14 protein-coding genes and 1 tRNA gene are annotated in these 18493 nt (G+C 36.9%); 4 read left to right on the top strand and 11 right to left on the bottom strand.

Features of this window, described 5'->3' with window-relative positions; all coding sequences use genetic code 11:
* Positions 1-2: 2 nt before the first annotated feature.
* The 4 genes from K5G00_RS11395 to K5G00_RS11380 all read right to left on the bottom strand — a co-directional run bounded on the left by K5G00_RS11395 (position 3) and on the right by K5G00_RS11380 (position 4380).
* Positions 3-503, bottom strand: coding sequence for an SRPBCC family protein (locus K5G00_RS11395; RefSeq protein WP_238766286.1), 501 nt, complete (start codon positions 501-503; stop codon positions 3-5).
* A gap of 74 nt (positions 504-577) precedes the next feature.
* The gene (locus K5G00_RS11390; protein WP_238766285.1) at positions 578-1171 is read right to left on the bottom strand and encodes a YdeI/OmpD-associated family protein; all 594 of its coding nucleotides are present in this window, start codon (positions 1169-1171) and stop codon (positions 578-580) included.
* Between the two features lie 11 nt (positions 1172-1182).
* Complete coding sequence (locus K5G00_RS11385) at positions 1183-1659, bottom strand: DUF4199 domain-containing protein (RefSeq protein ID WP_238766284.1); 477 nt, start codon at positions 1657-1659, stop codon at positions 1183-1185.
* A 198-nt stretch (positions 1660-1857) separates the two neighbouring features.
* Positions 1858-4380 (bottom strand): ATP-dependent Clp protease ATP-binding subunit, encoded by a 2523-nt coding sequence (locus K5G00_RS11380; RefSeq protein WP_238766283.1) that lies wholly within the window; start codon positions 4378-4380, stop codon positions 1858-1860.
* A 265-nt stretch (positions 4381-4645) separates the two neighbouring features.
* Between K5G00_RS11380 and gyrA the strand changes: the two genes are divergently transcribed.
* Both gyrA and K5G00_RS11370 read left to right on the top strand, forming a co-directional pair.
* On the top strand, positions 4646-7153 hold the full coding sequence (gene gyrA, locus K5G00_RS11375) for a DNA gyrase subunit A (RefSeq protein ID WP_238766282.1): 2508 nt from the start codon (positions 4646-4648) through the stop codon (positions 7151-7153).
* 108 nt (positions 7154-7261) lie between these two features.
* Entirely contained in the window at positions 7262-8437 is a 1176-nt protein-coding gene (locus tag K5G00_RS11370) for a tetratricopeptide repeat protein (protein WP_238766281.1), read from the top strand.
* 422 nt (positions 8438-8859) lie between these two features.
* On the opposite strand, the gene K5G00_RS11365 is transcribed toward K5G00_RS11370, so the two are convergent.
* The 6 genes from K5G00_RS11365 to K5G00_RS11340 form a co-directional block, all read right to left on the bottom strand.
* Complete coding sequence (locus K5G00_RS11365) at positions 8860-10227, bottom strand: sulfatase family protein (protein ID WP_238766280.1); 1368 nt, start codon at positions 10225-10227, stop codon at positions 8860-8862.
* A 55-nt stretch (positions 10228-10282) separates the two neighbouring features.
* Positions 10283-11938 carry a DNA repair protein RecN gene (recN, locus tag K5G00_RS11360; protein ID WP_238766279.1) on the bottom strand — a complete coding sequence of 552 codons (1656 nt, stop codon included), beginning with the start codon at positions 11936-11938 and terminating at the stop codon, positions 10283-10285.
* 129 nt (positions 11939-12067) lie between these two features.
* Positions 12068-12976: a type IX secretion system protein PorD gene (porD, locus tag K5G00_RS11355; protein WP_238766278.1), complete on the bottom strand. Its 909-nt coding sequence runs from the start codon at positions 12974-12976 to the stop codon at positions 12068-12070.
* Positions 12977-13028: 52 nt separating this feature from the next.
* Complete coding sequence (gene coaBC / locus K5G00_RS11350) at positions 13029-14234, bottom strand: bifunctional phosphopantothenoylcysteine decarboxylase/phosphopantothenate--cysteine ligase CoaBC (protein WP_238766277.1); 1206 nt, start codon at positions 14232-14234, stop codon at positions 13029-13031.
* A gap of 12 nt (positions 14235-14246) precedes the next feature.
* Positions 14247-14582 (bottom strand): DNA-directed RNA polymerase subunit omega, encoded by a 336-nt coding sequence (locus tag K5G00_RS11345; protein ID WP_158870919.1) that lies wholly within the window; start codon positions 14580-14582, stop codon positions 14247-14249.
* Between the two features lies 1 nt (position 14583).
* On the bottom strand, positions 14584-15396 hold the full coding sequence (locus tag K5G00_RS11340) for an outer membrane protein assembly factor BamD (protein WP_238766276.1): 813 nt from the start codon (positions 15394-15396) through the stop codon (positions 14584-14586).
* Between the two features lie 259 nt (positions 15397-15655).
* Between K5G00_RS11340 and K5G00_RS11335 the strand changes: the two genes are divergently transcribed.
* Positions 15656-16918 (top strand): aminotransferase class I/II-fold pyridoxal phosphate-dependent enzyme, encoded by a 1263-nt coding sequence (locus K5G00_RS11335; RefSeq protein ID WP_238766275.1) that lies wholly within the window; start codon positions 15656-15658, stop codon positions 16916-16918.
* 103 nt (positions 16919-17021) lie between these two features.
* On the opposite strand, the gene trxB is transcribed toward K5G00_RS11335, so the two are convergent.
* Positions 17022-18023: a thioredoxin-disulfide reductase gene (trxB, locus tag K5G00_RS11330; protein WP_238766274.1), complete on the bottom strand. Its 1002-nt coding sequence runs from the start codon at positions 18021-18023 to the stop codon at positions 17022-17024.
* Positions 18024-18200: 177 nt separating this feature from the next.
* Here trxB and K5G00_RS11325 point away from each other — a divergent pair.
* Positions 18201-18274, top strand: a tRNA-Pro gene (locus K5G00_RS11325).
* Positions 18275-18493 lie beyond the last annotated feature (219 nt).

Below are 18493 nucleotides of genomic sequence, written 5' to 3'. Positions count from 1 at the left end.
ATTCATTTAAAATTCATAACAGTAAATTTTCTGTCCAGAACTTTTGCTCTGTAGCTAAAAATATCTTCTAGTTTCCTTTTGATAAAAATGCAATGAGCAATTTTTCCAATAAATCCAAATGGAATTTTATACGTAACCCGGTCAATCATTTTTACACCTTCTTCTGTTTCAGAAAAATGATGCTCATGGTGCCACATTTTGTAAGGGCCAAAACGTTGTTCATCAACAAAATAAGATTGTTCTTTTACTTGTGTTATTTCTGTAACCCAATTTGTTTTCAAAAAAGGAAAAACTCTGATTTGATAGGTGATAATTTGCCCCGCAAACATTTGTTTCAATTCTTCAGAAGTGATATAAAATCCCATTTGAGGTGGTGTTATTTTTGATAAGTTCTTTGGGGATGAAAAGAATTCCCAGGCTTCCTGAATAGAAACGTTTAGTATTTGTTCCGCAAGAAGTGTGTAAATACCGGAATGAGCAACGATTTTTATATTTTGATTCATCGACGTTTATTTTGATAATAAACAGAATCAAAATCAAATTTGTTTAGATTTTTTTACTCGCAAGTTAAACAAAATTATTTTCTGTATTTGTCATTTAGTCCAATATTCTTGAGAATTAAAGGTCTTATCTTTTCGACTCTTTTTAAGCGGGTTGCCTCTTGTTTTGCCTGTGAGATATAATCAGCAAACTCCCGCTTCTTACCTGTTGTAAATTCGTTAAAAGCTATTTCCAGTTCTTTGTTTTTCAAAAATGCTTCTTTTAACTCATCAGGAATAACAAGAGTTTTTTTTCTGTCAGCTTTTATTTCTTTACCTTTTTTCTGATTTTCAATAGCTTCATTTACATATTTTAAAACCAGTTTTTCATCAATTTCATTCACGTCAGAGAATCTCCACTGTCTCAGTGCCTTTGTGGTTCCTTCCTGCGCATTGACCAAAACACCTTCTTCATTTTTTAACAATGCTCCCTGAAAAAACCAAATGCCTGCATAGGATTTAAAGGCCCCAATTCCAACTACGTTTTTGCCGTTAAAAGTGTAAACAGGAGAGCCCCATTTTATCGTTTCTTTCAGCTCGGTTCCTTTTAAGATTTCGCGAAGAATTATCAGAATCTCTTTTCGATTCTCTGTGTTAAGAATATATTCATCAACAGTTTTATAGTATTTCATAAGGCATCAGTTTATTTTTTTCGCACAAACAAGGCCACAATAGCTGAAGTGATTGCCCCCATTAAAATAGCTCCGAATGCACTTTGCATCATATAATTTGTAAGATTGAAATATTCCGCAGCTTGTTCAGCACTCATTTTGCCGACACTAATTACATATTCACGTGCATTTGTGAAAAAATCCGGTGTAATCCATTCAATGGTAATGAATTGTGCCATAGGACTTAAAACAGCAACAAAAATAGAAACTACCAATCCGGCAATAAAACCCTGCATCCAGGTCATTTTGTTGTTGTAAAAATGTTTTCGTTTATCAAGCAAGGCAAAAACAAAAACCAAAATGGCAGGAAGCGCAAAAAAGTTGGTGTAAACGGCGTGTTTGTCGATATGGCTACTGTGCCATCCTAAAAGTCTTTCAAAAACTATCCAGAGTAAAGAAACTACGGTAAAAATGATTCCCCATTTAAATTCGATCGCAAATTTCTTCATTTTGATTGATTTAACAACATGTTCTCTTGATTATAATGTTTTAATAGGAACAAAAGTTCACGCGCAAAAAATATATTGTGAATTGTCAACCACATTGTTTTAGGGACTTCGACTTGACCTGGGTAAAAAGAATTGAAGTATTGTCCGTTTCCGATAAAAAAGGCAATAAAAAAAGACCTGAAGAATCAGGCCTTTATATTATTTACTTAGTTCCTTCTTGTTTGATAAAATTCGCATCAGCAATTTCTCGTTTTTTTTATCAAAACCAACAGAAATTGTATCTCCTTCTGTAATTGATGCCTTAATAATAATCTCCGCCATTTCATCTTCCAGATATTTCTGGATTGCTCTTTTTAATGGTCGCGCTCCAAATTGAGGATCAAATCCCTTTTCTGCAATAAAGTCTTTGGCAGCAGGAGAAATTTTTAATTTATAATTTAACGATTCAACACGTTTATACAAATCTTTAATTTCAATATCGATAATTTTATGAATGTGCTTCTTATCCAAGGTGTTGAACATTATCACATCATCTATTCGATTTAAAAATTCAGGCGCGAATGCCTTTTTTAATGCCTTCTGAATAATATACTTCGCATTTTCATTGTCTTTTTCAGCAGATTGGTTTGTGGAAAAACCAACCCCGCGGCCAAAGTCTTTGAGTTGTCTTGTACCAATATTCGAAGTCATTATAATAATTGTATTTCTGAAATCAACACTTCTTCCTAAGCTGTCTGTTAATCTTCCTTCATCAAGCAATTGAAGTAAAAGATGAAATACATCGGGATGTGCTTTTTCAATTTCATCGAGTAATACAACAGAATAAGGTTTTCTTCTTACTTTTTCAGTTAGCTGACCACCTTCTTCGTACCCAACGTATCCCGGAGGCGCTCCAACAATCCTGGATACAGAAAACTTCTCCATATATTCACTCATGTCAATCCGAATCAGTGAGTCGATACTGTCGAACAGATAGGTAGTTAGTACCTTTGCCAACTGCGTTTTTCCTACGCCAGTTGGTCCCAAAAAGATAAATGAACCGATGGGGCGGTTTGGATCTTTTAATCCAGCCCTGTTTCGCTGAATAGCCCGAACAATTTTTTGAATCGCTTCATCCTGTCCGATAACTCTGTTTTTCAAATCGGCTTCCATGTTCATTAGCCGTTTGCCTTCCGCCTGTGCAATTCGTTGAACAGGAACACCCGACATCATTGCAACTACTTCAGCAACTTTGTGTTCGTCAACTGTTTCGCGGTGTGTTGCCAATTCTTTTTCCCACGCTACTTTTTCATTTTCAAGCAACTGAAGGAAATTCTTTTCTTTATCTCTAAAGTCAGCAGCCAATTCAAAATTCTGACTTTTTACAGCCAATATTTTGTCTTCTTTTATCTTTTCTATCTTTTCTTCCAGCTTCAGAATATTATCCGGAACATTGATATTTGAAATATGTACCCTTGAGCCTGCTTCATCCAATGCATCAATGGCTTTGTCGGGCAAATATCTGTCGGAAATATAACGTGCAGTAAGTTTTACACAGGCATCCAATGCTTCCTCTGTGTAATTTACATTGTGGTGATCTTCATATCTGCCTTTTATGTTATTCAATATCTCGATGGTTTCCTCCATCGACGTAGGTTCAACCATTACTTTTTGGAAACGGCGTTCAAGTGCACCGTCTTTTTCAATGTGTTGACGGTACTCATCGAGCGTTGTTGCCCCAATACATTGGATATCGCCGCGTGCCAGTGCCGGTTTTAGCATATTGGCAGCATCAAGAGAACCTGTTGCACCGCCGGCTCCTACTATCGTATGAATTTCATCGATAAAAAGAATTACGTTGTTTACTTTTGTCAATTCGTTTAAAATCGCTTTCATTCTTTCCTCAAACTGTCCCCTGTATTTTGTTCCCGCAACAATTGAAGCGATATCCAAACTCACTACTCTTTTATCAAATAGTATTCGTGAAACTTTTTTACTTATAATACGCAATGCCAATCCCTCTGCAATTGCAGATTTTCCTACACCTGGTTCTCCGATAAGAATAGGGTTATTCTTTTTTCTCCGGCTCAGAATCTGGGCCAGACGCTCAATTTCTCTTTCACGCCCGACAATTGGGTCAAGATTGTTTTCTTCCGCCAGTTTGGTAATATCAATACCAAAATTATCTAAAACAGGTGTTTCCGATTTTGAGGTTGTACTCTTTTTTGCGCCGGAACCTCCGGGACCTTTTGAAAATGGCTCATTTGCATCATCATCATCACTTTCAGGAAAATCCGATTTTGCAATCGGCCCTTTGTAGTCCTGCAACTGTGATTTTACGATGTAATAATTGATACCAAACTCAACCAGCAATTGGGTAACAATATTCTCACTATCTTTTAAAATGGCGAGTAGTAAGTGCCCGCTGTTAGCCGTTGTGCTTTTAAATGAGCGCGCCTCCAAATAAATGAGTTTTAATGATTTTTCGGCCGATTTCAGCATAACCAAATCTGCTTTCTGATTAATTTCTTTATCAGACCGTATTTTTTTCTCAATTAGTTGTTTTATCTCTCCCAAATCAACGCCCAAATTCACTAAAATATCAGTTGCCGTGCCTTCTCCGTCTCTTAAAATTCCAAGAAACAAGTGCTCCTGCCCAATATAATCGTTTCCCAAGCGAATGGCTTCTTCTCTGCTGTATCCAATTATATCTTTAATCCTTGGTGAAAATTGTGAATCCATACAAATATCATTTTTTATTTAATCAACAACAATTGTTCCCAAATGTTGATTTACTAAAATACTGAAAATTCAACCGCAAAGTTAGCGATAATGTCATAAGTTATTAAATCTAATATTGAAATGCTGAATTATTGACAGTTAAATTGTTGATATCTTCTTGTTACTATCCACCAAAACAGCAGTAAAAACGCCTGAATACCGTGGATTTTTACTATTTTTGTGGGGCTTTTAAATTATTGGTAATTTATTTTGAAAGGAGATATAAATGATTGAAGGTGAAAAGATTATCAGAATAAACATAGAAGAGCAGATGAAGTCTGCCTATATTGATTATTCAATGTCGGTTATTGTTTCAAGAGCGTTACCCGATGTGAGGGATGGATTTAAACCGGTTCATCGAAGAGTATTATACGGAATGAATGATTTGGGAATACTTTCCAATCGTCCATATAAAAAATCTGCCAGAATTGTTGGAGAAGTTCTTGGGAAATATCACCCTCATGGTGATTCTTCTGTATATTTTACAATGGTACGTATGGCTCAGCACTGGTCGCTGAGATATCCCCTGATTGATGGCCAGGGAAACTTTGGTTCTGTTGATGGTGACAGTCCGGCAGCGATGCGTTATACCGAAGCAAGAATGGCGAGAATTGCTGAAGAAACATTGGCTGATTTGGATAAAAATACAGTGGACTTTCAACCTAACTTTGATGAATCGTTAAATGAACCTACTGTTTTACCTACCCGGATTCCGCAACTTATTGTTAATGGTGCATCAGGAATTGCTGTTGGGATGGCAACAAACATGCCGCCTCATAATCTTTCAGATACGATTGATGCTACAATTGCATTTATAGAAAACAATGAAATTACAATTGACGAAATAATCGAAATTATTAAGGCACCAGATTTTCCAACAGGTGGAATAATTTACGGCTATCAGGGAGTAAAAGAATCGTATGAAACCGGAAGAGGTCGGATTGTAATCCGCGGGAAAGCACATATTGAAAATGAAAACGGCCGCGAAAAGATAATCGTTACAGAAATTCCATATCTTGTTAACCGCGCTGAGATGATTCAGAAAACAGCTGATTTGGTGAACGAAAAGAAAATAGAGGGGATTTCAAATGTTAATGATGAGTCCGGCAGAGAAGGTATGCGCGTTGTTTATGATATCAAGCGCGACGCGATGAGTAATGTGGTATTAAATAAATTGTATAAATACACACAATTACAAACATCGTTTAATGTAAACAACATTGCCTTGGTAAATGGCCGGCCAAAGATGCTAAACATAAAAGACTTAATTTTTCATTTTGTGGAGCATCGCCACGAGATTGTTGTCAGACGCACACAGTATGAACTGGACCAAGCTGAAAAACGTGCGCATATTTTGCAGGGATTAATTATTGCCAGTGACAATATTGATGAAGTTATCGCCATCATCCGGTCTTCAGCAACACCCGACGAAGCAAGGGAAAGATTAATGGAGAAGTTTGAGTTAACTGAAATTCAGGCACGTGCAATTGTTGATATGCGATTGAGACAATTAACGGGTCTGGAACAGGATAAGCTCCGTGCGGAATATGAAGATATCATGAAGCAAATCGAACATCTCAAACAAATTCTTGCTGATAAATCGCTGCGTATGGATATTATCAAAGAAGAATTGCTTGAAATAAAAAAGAAATACGGAGATGAAAGACGCACAGAAGTAGTTCCAAATGCCGAAGAGTTCAATCCCGAAGATTTTTATGCAGACGATGATATGGTTATTACCATTTCGCACCTGGGATATATTAAACGTACACCGTTAACTGAATTCCGGACACAGGGAAGGGGAGGAGTTGGCTCCAAGGGAGGCTCTACACGCGATGAAGATTTCCTTGAACACATTTTTATTGCATCAATGCATAATACCTTGTTGCTTTTTACCGAAAAAGGAAAATGCTACTGGCTTAAAGTGTATCAAATTCCCGAAGGAACCCGATCTTCAAAAGGACGTGCAATCCAAAATATACTAAATATTGAACCCGATGATAAAGTATTGACTTTCATAAAAGTTAAAACTTTAGCTGATTCAGAGTTTATTAATAATAATTATATAATTCTGGCAACGAAAAAGGGGATAATTAAGAAAACAACGCTCGAAGCATACTCCCGCCCAAGACAAAACGGTGTTAATGCCATTACTATTAAAGACGGCGACCAGTTGCTTGAAGCCCGTCTTACTAACGGAGAAAGTGAAATAATGCTTGCAGTACGTTCGGGTAAAGCTATCCGTTTTAATGAAAGTATTGTCCGTGCTATTGGAAGAACGGCTTCTGGAGTAAGAGGTATTACGCTCGGGAATCCGAACGACGAGGTGATTGGCATGGTTTGTGTAAATAATGGCAATGAAGATATCCTTGTTATTTCGGAAAACGGATATGGAAAACGTTCTAAAATTGATGATTACAGAATCACGAATCGTGGAGGAAAAGGTGTTAAAACAATAAATATTACTGAAAAAACCGGTGATTTAATTACAATTAAAAGTGTGTCAAACGATAACGATTTGATGATCATTACGCAACATGGATTAACCATACGGTTGGCTGTAAGCTCTATTTCTGTTTTAGGAAGGGCAACGCAGGGAGTGAGGGTGATAAATTTGAAAAATGACGACAGGATTGCTTCTGTTGCAAGAGTAACTATAGAGGAAGAGGCTGAAGTTGAAAACGATAGTGAAATTGAAAACAATCAGGAAAATAGTGAAGGGATTGATTCTTAACAGTAAGAAAATAAATTATTGAGAATAAAACGTTAAGTTTGATTAATTTTATTATTCATATATTTTTGTAAAAGATTAATTTAAATTAAAACAATAAAAATTTAGGTGATGAAAAGAACAATAATTCTACTAACTTTTATTTTTGCTGCCAGTGTAAGCTTTGCACAAAAAGGAAAAGTGACCAGTGCCCAAAATTTCAAGGACTCTGGTAATTTAGAAAAAGCATTAGAAGCCATAAAGGAAACGATAGATCCGTCGAACGACAAATCGGAGAAAACTATCGACTGGCCTAAAACATGGGAAGTTAGAGGAGAAATATACCAGGCAATATATCAATCGGAGGACGAAAATGTAAAAAAACTGGCAGAAAATCCGCTGGCTACTGCTTTCGAGTCGTACAAAAAAGCATTGGAGCTTGACGAAAAAGGAAGGTTCAGCAATGGTTTGAAAATTAAACTTACGTTGCTAACCAACGATCTTACGAATCAGGCTGTTGAAGGTTTTAATAGTGAAGATTATGAAAAAGCCTTGAATGCTTTTGAACAAATTTTGGCAATAAATAGTATGCCTTTGATTAAAGGAGATAACCCTGAAACAATAGATACTGTTATTGTTTACAATACAGGTTTGGCTGCATACAATGCGCAGCAATATGACAAGGCTATTAAATATTATAAAGAAGCAGCTGAGTATGGTTATAACGGAGCCAGAACTTACAGTTTAATTGCAAGCGCTTATCAGATGAAAAAGGATACTTTGGGGGCCTTGGAAATTTTACAGGAAGGTTTTGAAAAATATCCGGATGATAACAATGTACTTACCAGTATGATTCAGATTTATCTGGATCAGGATAAAACGGAAGATGCAATGAAATATCTGGAAATGGCGATTGAACAAGATCCGGATAATGCAACATTTTATTTTGCTCAGGGAACTTTATTTGAAAAGCTTGAAAATGACGAAAAAGCAATTGAGTCATATGAAAAAGCAATAGAAGTTGATCCTGAAAACTACGGTGCATATTATAATTTAGGTGCATTGTACTATAATAAAGGTGTTCAGCAGATTGAGGTTGCCAATTCAGTTCCAGCAAATGAAAATGAAAGATATTTGGAGGAAACCAAAAAAGCTGATGTCTGGTGGGAAAAAGCTTTACCATATATGGAAAAATGTAATGAATTAAAACCAGATGATCTAATGACACTGGAATCGTTAAAGAATTTGTATTACCGGATGAAACAGATGGATAAGTACAACGAAATGTTGGAAAAATTAGGACAGTAATTATATCGTTAAAGGAGAGCTGAAACTCTCCTTTTTCAAAACATATATTATTTATCATAATATCAATTATAGGACAAACGTATTAATTTTGAAAATAGGAGTTCTTAGCAGAATCTTGTGAAATTACGTCCACGCGGCTGAGCGTGGTTTACATAGAATCAGTTATCGCGACGCAGTCCGATAACGTTAAAGATTTTATGTAAAAGTTAATTCGGTATTTCTTTTGAAGTGTTCGTCCTATAATTCGACACTATATTAAATAGCCGCGGCTGTCGCATATTTCCAACACACACCAGCCGCACACCTATAAATACAAAATCCCTCCCTAAAAAAGTTTTTCTGTTAATTATTTCAAACAAATATTTAATTCTGAATTGTCGCAACAGTACAACAATTTTTAATGTTTATCATATTTATCATAATTATTTCAATAGCCTTTTCCCTGTCCACCGGTCAAATTTATCTGGTGTAGGATTTTCAGGAATGGTATCGTTGTACTGAATTATCCAATCATCCAGTTTGTTTCTCATTTCGGTTAACGTTTTTTCGTATTCCGGACTTTTAGCAAGATTATTAAACTGATACGGATCTTTAACCACATCGTACAATTCTTCAACCTGCCGTGGTGCGATAAAACAGTCAAGCTGATTTTCATTTAATTTGCCAGCATTGTACATTTTTATCATTTCCTGGTAAGTTAAACTACCAACTGCATCAGCCGGTGGCGACGCATTAAGCTCAGGAAACGTATTACGAATATAAAGAAAATTTGTATTCCGTATTGCCCGCTCAAATGACTGATAATCATGCCAGTTATGTTCTCCTGCGATGTGGTCTCTGACTGTTGCTGAATAATCGTTCAGAACAGGAACAAAAGAAACTCCCTGGAAAGTAGGAGAACTATTTAATCCAGCCAATTCACAAAAAGTTGGAGCAATATCGATCGAACTTATCAGGGCATTGGTGCGTCCCTTTTTAATTTTAGCCGGCCAACGAACAATAAAAGGTGTTTTTATACCACTGTCGTAGAGCCTGGTTTTTGCTCGTGGAAAAGGCCTTCCATTGTCGGTCATATAAATAATCAAAGTATTTTCGTCCTCGCCCTGATCTTTTAAAACCTGCAATACTTTTCCCAAATAACTGTCCAAACGCGATATCTCGTCGTAGTACAAGGCCAGGTCTTTTCTGGTAGAATCGTTGTCAGGCAAATAAGGTGGCACAATAACTTTAGCAGGATCATGTGGTTTGGCAATGGTATTTGTTTTATAAGGACGATGTGGATCCATGGCCGCCATCCACATAAAGAAAGGTTTTTCTTTTGGCCTGTTTTCCATTGCTTCAACCCAGAATTCACAGCCACTTGGCGAGCCTCCGTATATTGTGTCAAACTCCGGACGTGGATCTCCGATATGATATTTCCCGGCAACGGCTGTATAATATCCGGCTTTTTGTAACTCTCCGGCAAACAATACCTGGTTATGAGGTAAGGGCATATGTAATTCAGGCGCTCCGGTACTGTGCGGATAACGTCCGGTAAGGATACTGCATCTGCTTGGACTGCACGAACTGGCCGTTAAAAAGGCATTGTCGAAAACCAGTCCTTCCTCAGCCAGCTTGTTTATATTTGGCGTTCGAATAACTTTGTTGCCATAAGCAGCACATTCATTCCAGGCTGCGTCATCGGCAATAAAGACAATAAAATTAGGCTGCTTTTTTTCTTTCTTTTCCTGAACATTACATGAATTCAAAAGTGCCAAAGCAAGTAAAAATAAAAAAACAAGATTTTTCATTAGTTGGTTATTTAATGTTATTTGTTTAAAAAAAACGGAAAAACAGGATTATAGTCTAATTTTTCAAAAGCTCTCTTGCTGTTTTTAACGTATTATCTGTAATGTCTTTACCACTTACCATTTTAGCCAACTCTTCTACCCTTTCATTGTTCTCAATTTTTCGAATTGATGTGTAAGTTTTCTCTTCTTTTTCATATTTAAACACTACAAAATGACTGTCTCCTTTTGCTGCGATTTGCGGCAGATGCGTAATATTTATAATTTGAGTGGAAGCCGAAAAAGACTTTAAAAGGTTTCCCATTTTTATGGCTACTTCACCTGATATTCCTGAATCAATCTCATCAAAAATAATGGTTGGAAGTTTTTTTGATTTTCGTAATAAATTTTTTATGGCCAGCATCAAACGTGACATTTCACCACCAGATGCAATTTTTGAAATTTCTGAAGGTTCTGAGTCGTTGTTTGCACTAAACAGAAAAGAAATTGAATCTTTTCCCAAGGCCGTGTAGTCATGCATTTCTTCGTGCGCAACAAGTAATTTTGCTCTGGGCATACCCAATTGCTCCAGATCCGTAATAACAGCTTTTCCGATACCTGGAAACGATTTTTTTCGTATCGTGGAAAGTTCGCCCGCAAGACTCTTTAGTTGTTCTAAAACAGTTCTCAGTTCATTTTCTGAATTTTCTATTTCATCACCAAAACCAACCGCTTGTTTGATTTTGTTTTCAAAATCATTTTTTAGTTTCATCAGTTCATCGATACCTGAGACATGATGTTTTTGCTGAAGGTTGTATATGAGATTTAAGCGCTCGTTAATTTCCTCAATTTTAGCTGGTTCGTGTTCTGTTTTTTCAGCCAAAGCATCTATTTCGTCCCAAATATCTTTTAGCTCCAGAAAAGTACTTTGTAAGCGGCTTTGCAGTTCCGGAGCATCAGAGATATAGTTCTGAATCCTTTCCAGAATTTTTGCACTTTCTTTTATATTTTGAAGTACTGAAAATTGCTCATTATCAATCAAATGAAGAGCCTCGGTGAAAGAACTTTTTATCTCCTCAGCATGCGTGAGTTTTTCAAGTTCTGTTTCCAACTCTTCCTGCTCCCCCACCCTTAGTTTTGCTTCTTCCAGCTGATGAAACTGAAACTGAAAATAATCAAGCTCGGTATTTGCATTTTCAGCTTTTTCTTTTAACTCTTTGAGTTTCTTTTGAAGCTGGTTAAAATGTCTATAAGCGGTTTTGTATTCATCTAATTTATTGAGTGATTCTGAAACTTCATCTACGAGATTAAGCTGGAATTTTTGGTTCACAAGCTCAAGATTTTGGTGTTGCGAATGAATATCAATCAGTTTTAAGCCAAGTTCGCCAATGGCTTTTAATTTTACCGGCGTGTCATTAATAAAAGCCCGCGATTTTCCCGAGGGTGTTATTTCTCTTCGTAAAATAGTTTGATTGTCGTAGTCCAGGTCATTTTTTTCAAAAAAAGACTGTAACTTATAATTTTTAACTTCAAAAAATCCTTCTACTATACATTTCTCATTCTTGTTTTTCAGCACCGATAAATCGGCCCTGTTTCCTAAAATAAGCCCTAAGGCTCCCAAAATGATTGATTTTCCTGCACCTGTTTCGCCCGTTATTGTATTTAATCCATCAGAAAACTCAACTGTAAGTTGTTGAATCAGTGCATAATTGGAAATCGTAAGTTTTGTGAGCATAAATGTATAGTTTTTACATTGCTGTAATATGCCTTAAAAATACCAAAAATCAATCAACAGTAATTAAATTACCACTAATAAATATTTTGCGGATATAGATGTGAAAAGATTTGTAGGTACAGGTAAAAACTAAAAGCCCTCGTTTTCAGCAATCTTTTCATATTTGCTTCCGTTCGCCGGATCAACTTCTGTTAAAATTGCCATCACCCTGTTGCGTTCATCGGGATATGATTTGGAAAAAATATTGACCAACTCGTCGGATTTTGCATCAAAAAATAACTGTACAATATACGTATTGGGGCGGCGTCTGAATACTTTCTGAATATCACGAAGTGAATTAGCAATTGTTGAACGGCCTTCGTCAGGTCTATCCGACATTAAATCCAATCCCTGGCGATGGTATTGGTATAAACAATTCCGATAATCCTGGTAAGAATTATTAAGCATGTTTTCAACCAGCCAGTAGCGGTTTCTTTCGCTTTCGAATGCTTTCCATCCTTTCATGGCCGCATTTTGCGAGTTATTAACAATTGCCTGCGCTTTCTCAAAATACTGTGTCCCTCCCATTGGAGAAAAGGTATCATAATCAAACCCCAAAATAACATAGGCATAATATGCCAGAATATTTGTGAGATTGTCACGATTTGATGTTTCATTGTATTCAAGCGGCTGATATTCTACATATCTGCAATGAAAATCGTTGTCTTTGATATTTAAAATGGTTGTTTCGTAGCTTGAATTATAAACAGGCCTTGTTAACTGAACCTGAATGGTGCCTCTAAATTCATCTGCAGCAATCTGTTCATCCAGCCGTATCAGAATATTACATTTTATTTTTTCATCGTAAGAATACACATGTTCTGTCCATTTCCGGTTATTCATAAATTCATAAATATCAGATTGCATCGTTCGGAAAAGGTTTTTATTGGCACCTTTTATTTTTTGGGATGACACGGTAACATTACAGCGTAACTCTTGTGCTGACACAGAGCCTAAAATGAGAAATAGTATGGAAATTAAAATTGTTAATTTTTTCATAAAAATCTTGTCGGTTGAAATGCGAAAATATAAAAAATAATATGCAACAAAACTAATTCTTTAAAGTATCAATTATCTTGTTTACAATATCAACAGCTACTTCCTTTTTACTTTTTAACTCAAAATTCTGACGATTATTGTCTTTATCAATAATCGTAATTTTATTTGTATCGGTTTGGAAGCCTGCCCCCGGATCATTTAAGGAATTTAAAACAATAAAATCCAGGTTTTTCTTGTGAAGTTTTTGCGATGCATTTTCCAGTTCATTGCTGGTTTCCAGAGCGAATCCCGCCAGTATCTGATTTTTTTTCTTCACTTCGCCCAGTGCCCGCGCGATGTCTTTTGTTGGTTTTAACTCCAGCGTCCAATTATTTTTTCCTCTTTTTGTTTTCGTTATTTCAGCTTGTAAAGGAGTAAAATCGGCCACCGCAGCACACATAACTGCACCGTCGGTAGCATCAAAATACTTTTGGCATTCTAAATACATTTCCTCAGCCGACTCAACAGGCACCAAACTGATGTTGCTGTTTGTGACTTTGAGATTTACCGGACCTGAAACTAAAATTACTTTGGCACCTTCACAAGCAAGCTCTTTGGCAATGGCGTATCCCATTTTTCCTGAAGAATAATTTCCGATAAAACGTACGGGATCTATTTTTTCGAAAGTAGGTCCGGCAGTAACCAAAAAGGTTTTATTCAGCAGTTTTTTTTTTCTGCTAAAAAAATCCACAATGAGTTCGAGTATCTTTTCCGGTTCTTCCATGCGGCCCTTACCTTCAAGTCCGCTTGCTAAAAATCCTTCTCCGGGTTCAATAATACTGTTTCCGTACCTTTTTAATGTCTCAAGATTCTTTTGATTTGAAGGATGTGAAAACATATCCAAATCCATAGCCGGGGCAACCATAACCGGGCATTTAGCTGACATGTATGTTGTTACCAGCATATTATCAGCAATTCCATGGGCCATTTTTCCGATGGTTGAGGCTGTTGCAGGAGCAATAATCATAAGATCGGCCCAAAGCCCAAGATCAACATGGCTGTGCCAGCTTCCGTCGTTGGCTCCAAAAAACTCACTTATAACAGGTTTGCCTGATAGCGCAGACAATGTTACAGGAGTGATAAATTCTTTTCCGGCAGAAGTAATTATAATTTGAACCTCGGCTCCTTTTTTCACCAGTAAGCGTAAAAGTATAGCTGCCTTATAAGCAGCTATACTCCCGGTAATCCCCAATATTATTTTTTTTCCTTCAAGCCTCATAGGCCGGAATCTTTAAATACCTTTTTTGCTTTCCCTCGCAGGATTACGATGATAAATTTCTCCGTCTTTCAACTCCTCAAAAGCGATTAGCGTTGGTTTTGGAAGACGCTCGTAAAATTTGGAAATTTCAATTTGCTCGCGGTTTTCAAAAATCTCTTCCAGGTTATCAGTGTATGAAGCAAATTCCTGTAATTTCTGATTTAATTCCTCTTTCAACTCCGATGAAATCTGGTTGGCTCGCTTGGCCAGAATCATAACAGTTTCATAAATATTTCCGGTTTCCTGAGTTAATACTTCAAGATCACGGGAAATAGTAGACGGAGCTGCTTTTGTTTTTTTATAATCCATTTTAATTTGTATTTGACTGTTCTTTATAATTCAACATTTCAGCGGTAGTTTCATAAAATTTATCTACCTCTTTTTTGTGTTCACTTTCCGGAAACTCATCGACAAAGGTAAAATATTCATCCAATGCACTGGATAAACGTTCTTCCTGTTTGTCGGCCACGCTCCTTATAGCAAGTAAATATTTCGATTTTAATAGCATGTACATCAGTTCTTCCCGGTACCTGCTATCTGGATAATCTTTCAGGCCGTTTGATAAAGCAACAACAGCTGCCTTATAGTTTTCAAAATCATAATACAATTTTGCGTTCAGATACGATTTGTATACCAGTTTGTTTTGTAACTCATCGATTAAACGGTTGGCTTCATCAACTCTTTCGCTAAAAGGATACAGGTTTATATACAATTGCATAGCGTCAATAGCTTCTGATGTTACCGATTGATCCAAACGCGGTTTTGGAGAAAGCAAATAGGCACAATATCCAACCATAAACTGTGCCTCTTCAATGTATTCACTGGTAGGAAATTCCTTTATCAGTGATTTAAAATAATGTCCGGCCATCAAATAATCTTTCTGGCCAATCATACTTTTGGCGTAATAATAATATATTTTATCAGCACGTGAAGTTCCACGATAGATAGTCACCAGTTCCTGCAACAATGTGCCAGCTCGCACATATTCACCGTCTTCATAATATTCAATTGCTTTTTTGTATTTGAATTCGTAATCAGTACTCTTTAATATCTTGTTGTAATCGCCACATCCAGTGGCAAAGAGCACTAAAACCAGAATAAAAATTAGTCCTAAATTTTTCATTTTCATAATCATGGCGCAAAAATATACTTTTTTTAGATACATCGAACTATATGAAAGGTTATTTTTAACCTAACACTGTTAACAACATTTTATTGTATCGGGTTCATTTTGAGTTTTATACATTTTTTTTATTTACATGGCGACGAAATTACTATTCTTAACTTCATATTTGAACAAACATTAGTATAATTTAACACATTTGCCAAATTTTTAAAAAAGTTTACATTTGCATCCTAAAACAATCACTAAATTTTATATCGTGGATATATTTGAAAAATTCAGGACAAACAAAGGTGATATCGGTAAATGGATGGATCAGATCCATGGATACTTTGCATTTCCTAAACTTGAGGGAGAAATTTCAGCCAGAATGAAATTCAGAGGGAAAGAGGTATTAACCTGGAGTTTAAACAACTACCTTGGTCTTGCCAACCATCCCGAGGTTAGAAAAGCCGATGCAGAAGCTGCAGCGCAGTATGGTATGGCTTATCCGATGGGAGCTCGTATGATGTCGGGACAAACAACGAAACATGAACAGTTAGAGCGTGAATTAGCAGAATTTGTTGGTAAGCCTGATGCATTTTTGCTTAACTACGGATACCAGGGAATGGTTTCTGCAATTGATGTGCTGGCCAGCCGAAAAGATGTTATTGTATACGATTCGGAATCACACGCTTGTATTATGGATGGTATTTTCCTACATAAAGCAAAGGGTGGAAAAAGTTTTGTGTATTCGCACAACAACATTGATAAATGCCGTAAAATGTTAGGTTTTGCTGCCAAAATAGCAGCGGAAACCGGTGGCGGAATTCTGGTTATTACAGAAGGGGTTTTTGGGATGACCGGACAGGTTGGGAAACTTGACGAAATTGTTGCGTTAAAAAAAGAATTCAACTTCCGCTTATTTGTTGACGACGCTCACGGGTTTGGAACGATGGGACCAACAGGTGCAGGTTCAGGTGAACATTTTGGCGTTCAGGACGGTATTGACCTTTATTTTGGAACGTTTGCAAAAGCGATGGCTGGCATTGGTGGTTTTATCGCTTGTGAAACAGACATTTGCTATATCCTACGTTATAACATGCGCTCTCAAACCTTTGCCAAATCTTTACCAATGGCAATGACTATTGGTGCATTAAAACGTTTGGATATGATTCGTACAATGCCAGAATTGCGCGAAAGATTATGGACCGTTGTTAATACGCTACAAAAAGGATTAAAAGAAGCAGGTTTTGATTTAGGAAAAACAAATACTCAGGTTACTCCGGTTTATATGAAAGGAGGAGAGGCAGAAGCAACAAACATGGTTTACGATTTACGCGAAAACTATGGGATTTTCTGTTCAATGGTAGTTTACCCGGTTATTCCTAAAGGTGAAATACTTTTGCGCTTAATTCCTACTGCGATGCATACATTAGAAGATGTTGAATATACATTGAAAGCATTCAAGGATTTACACAAAAAATTAATCGCAGGAGAATATAAAAGTGAAAACCTTGCAAAAGTGAAAGTTGACAAATAGTTAATTAATTGAAGAAGATAAAAAAGAAGGAGTTTATCATCAACTCCTTTTTTTTATGTAAAAAAAACAAGACAGTCCTGCCCTGCTTTTTCTAAAATTTTTCTTATCCATTCTTTTCAGAGAGAAATCTTTCTGCATCGATAGCTGCCATACAGCCGGATCCAGCTGCAGTAACTGCCTGCCTGTAATGGGAATCCTGAACATCTCCACAGGCAAATACTCCAGGTACTTTGGTTTGTGACGTCCCGGGAATTGTACTGATGTACCCAACACTATCCGTTTCCAAATAATCTTTAAAAATATCGGAGTTAGGTTTGTGCCCTATTGCAAGGAAAAATCCGTCGATTTTAATATCAACTTCTTGTTCATCCGGTTCTCCTAAATTTTTTACCAATTTTGCACCTTCCACAACACCGTTCTCTCCATATAATCCTTTTGTTTGGTGTTGCCATAGAATTTCAATATTTGGCGTTTTCTTTGTTCTTTCGGCCATGACGCGTGAAGCACGCAAAACGTCTCTTCTGACAATCATGTATACTTTGTTGCACAATCCAGCAAGATACATGGCTTCTTCAGCAGCAGTATCGCCGCCTCCCACAACGGCAACATCTTTTCCACGATAAAAGAAACCATCACAGGTTGCACAGGCAGATACCCCTCCTCCTGCATATTTCTTTTCATCTTCTAATCCCAAATACTTGGCTGTTGCACCAGTAGCAATAATCACTGATTCTGCTTCAATAAGTTTACTGTCATCAATCCAAACTTTATGAATGTCTCCGGAAAAATCAACTTTTGTTGCCATTCCCCAACGGACATCGGCACCAAAACGTTGCGCCTGCTTCTTAAAATCTTCCATCATAACCGGGCCGGTAACACCTTCCGGGTAACCTGGATAATTTTCTACTTCGGTAGTCGTTGTGAGCTGACCTCCGGGTTGCAGTCCTTCGTACATTACCGGACTAAGGTTAGCACGGGCAGCATAAATAGCGGCAGTGTATCCAGCCGGGCCAGAACCAATAATCAAACATTTTACGCGCTCTGCTTCACCAGAGGGCGTAGTTTTAGATTCTTCGTTTTCGTTAATATCAAGCGATTTAAACATATCTGTAATTTTTTTGTCGAACAAAAGTACAAAACATCTTTATTTCATAACAATAAGTTCAATCGATATTTGCGAAGATACGATAGACAAATTCGATTTATTTTCAACTATTTTGAATTGCAGTGAAAAAAAGTTTTGCAGATACCGATTCAACGACTATTTTTGCAGGCACAAATTCGGGATGTGGCGCAGCCTGGTAGCGCACTCGTCTGGGGGGCGAGGGGTCGCAAGTTCAAATCTTGTCATCCCGACAGCTGAAAATAAAGGAGTTAAACAAAAGTTTAGCTCCTTTTTATTTTATATGGGTACAACATAGGTACAACAAAATAGACCAATAAATACCGGCATATATTGCTACATAATAGATGGATTTTAAATGTTATTCAGCATTTCGAAGTCCAATACTGCTCAAACAGCGACAAATGCTACCACTGCAACAGCTTACCCTTGTTTTCATTTGCCTGATTAAG

The sequence above is a fragment of the Maribellus maritimus genome (assembly GCF_022267315.1).
Classification (GTDB): Bacteria; Bacteroidota; Bacteroidia; order Bacteroidales; family Prolixibacteraceae; genus Draconibacterium; species Draconibacterium maritimum.
This window is presented reverse-complemented; position numbering and strand designations above follow the sequence as displayed.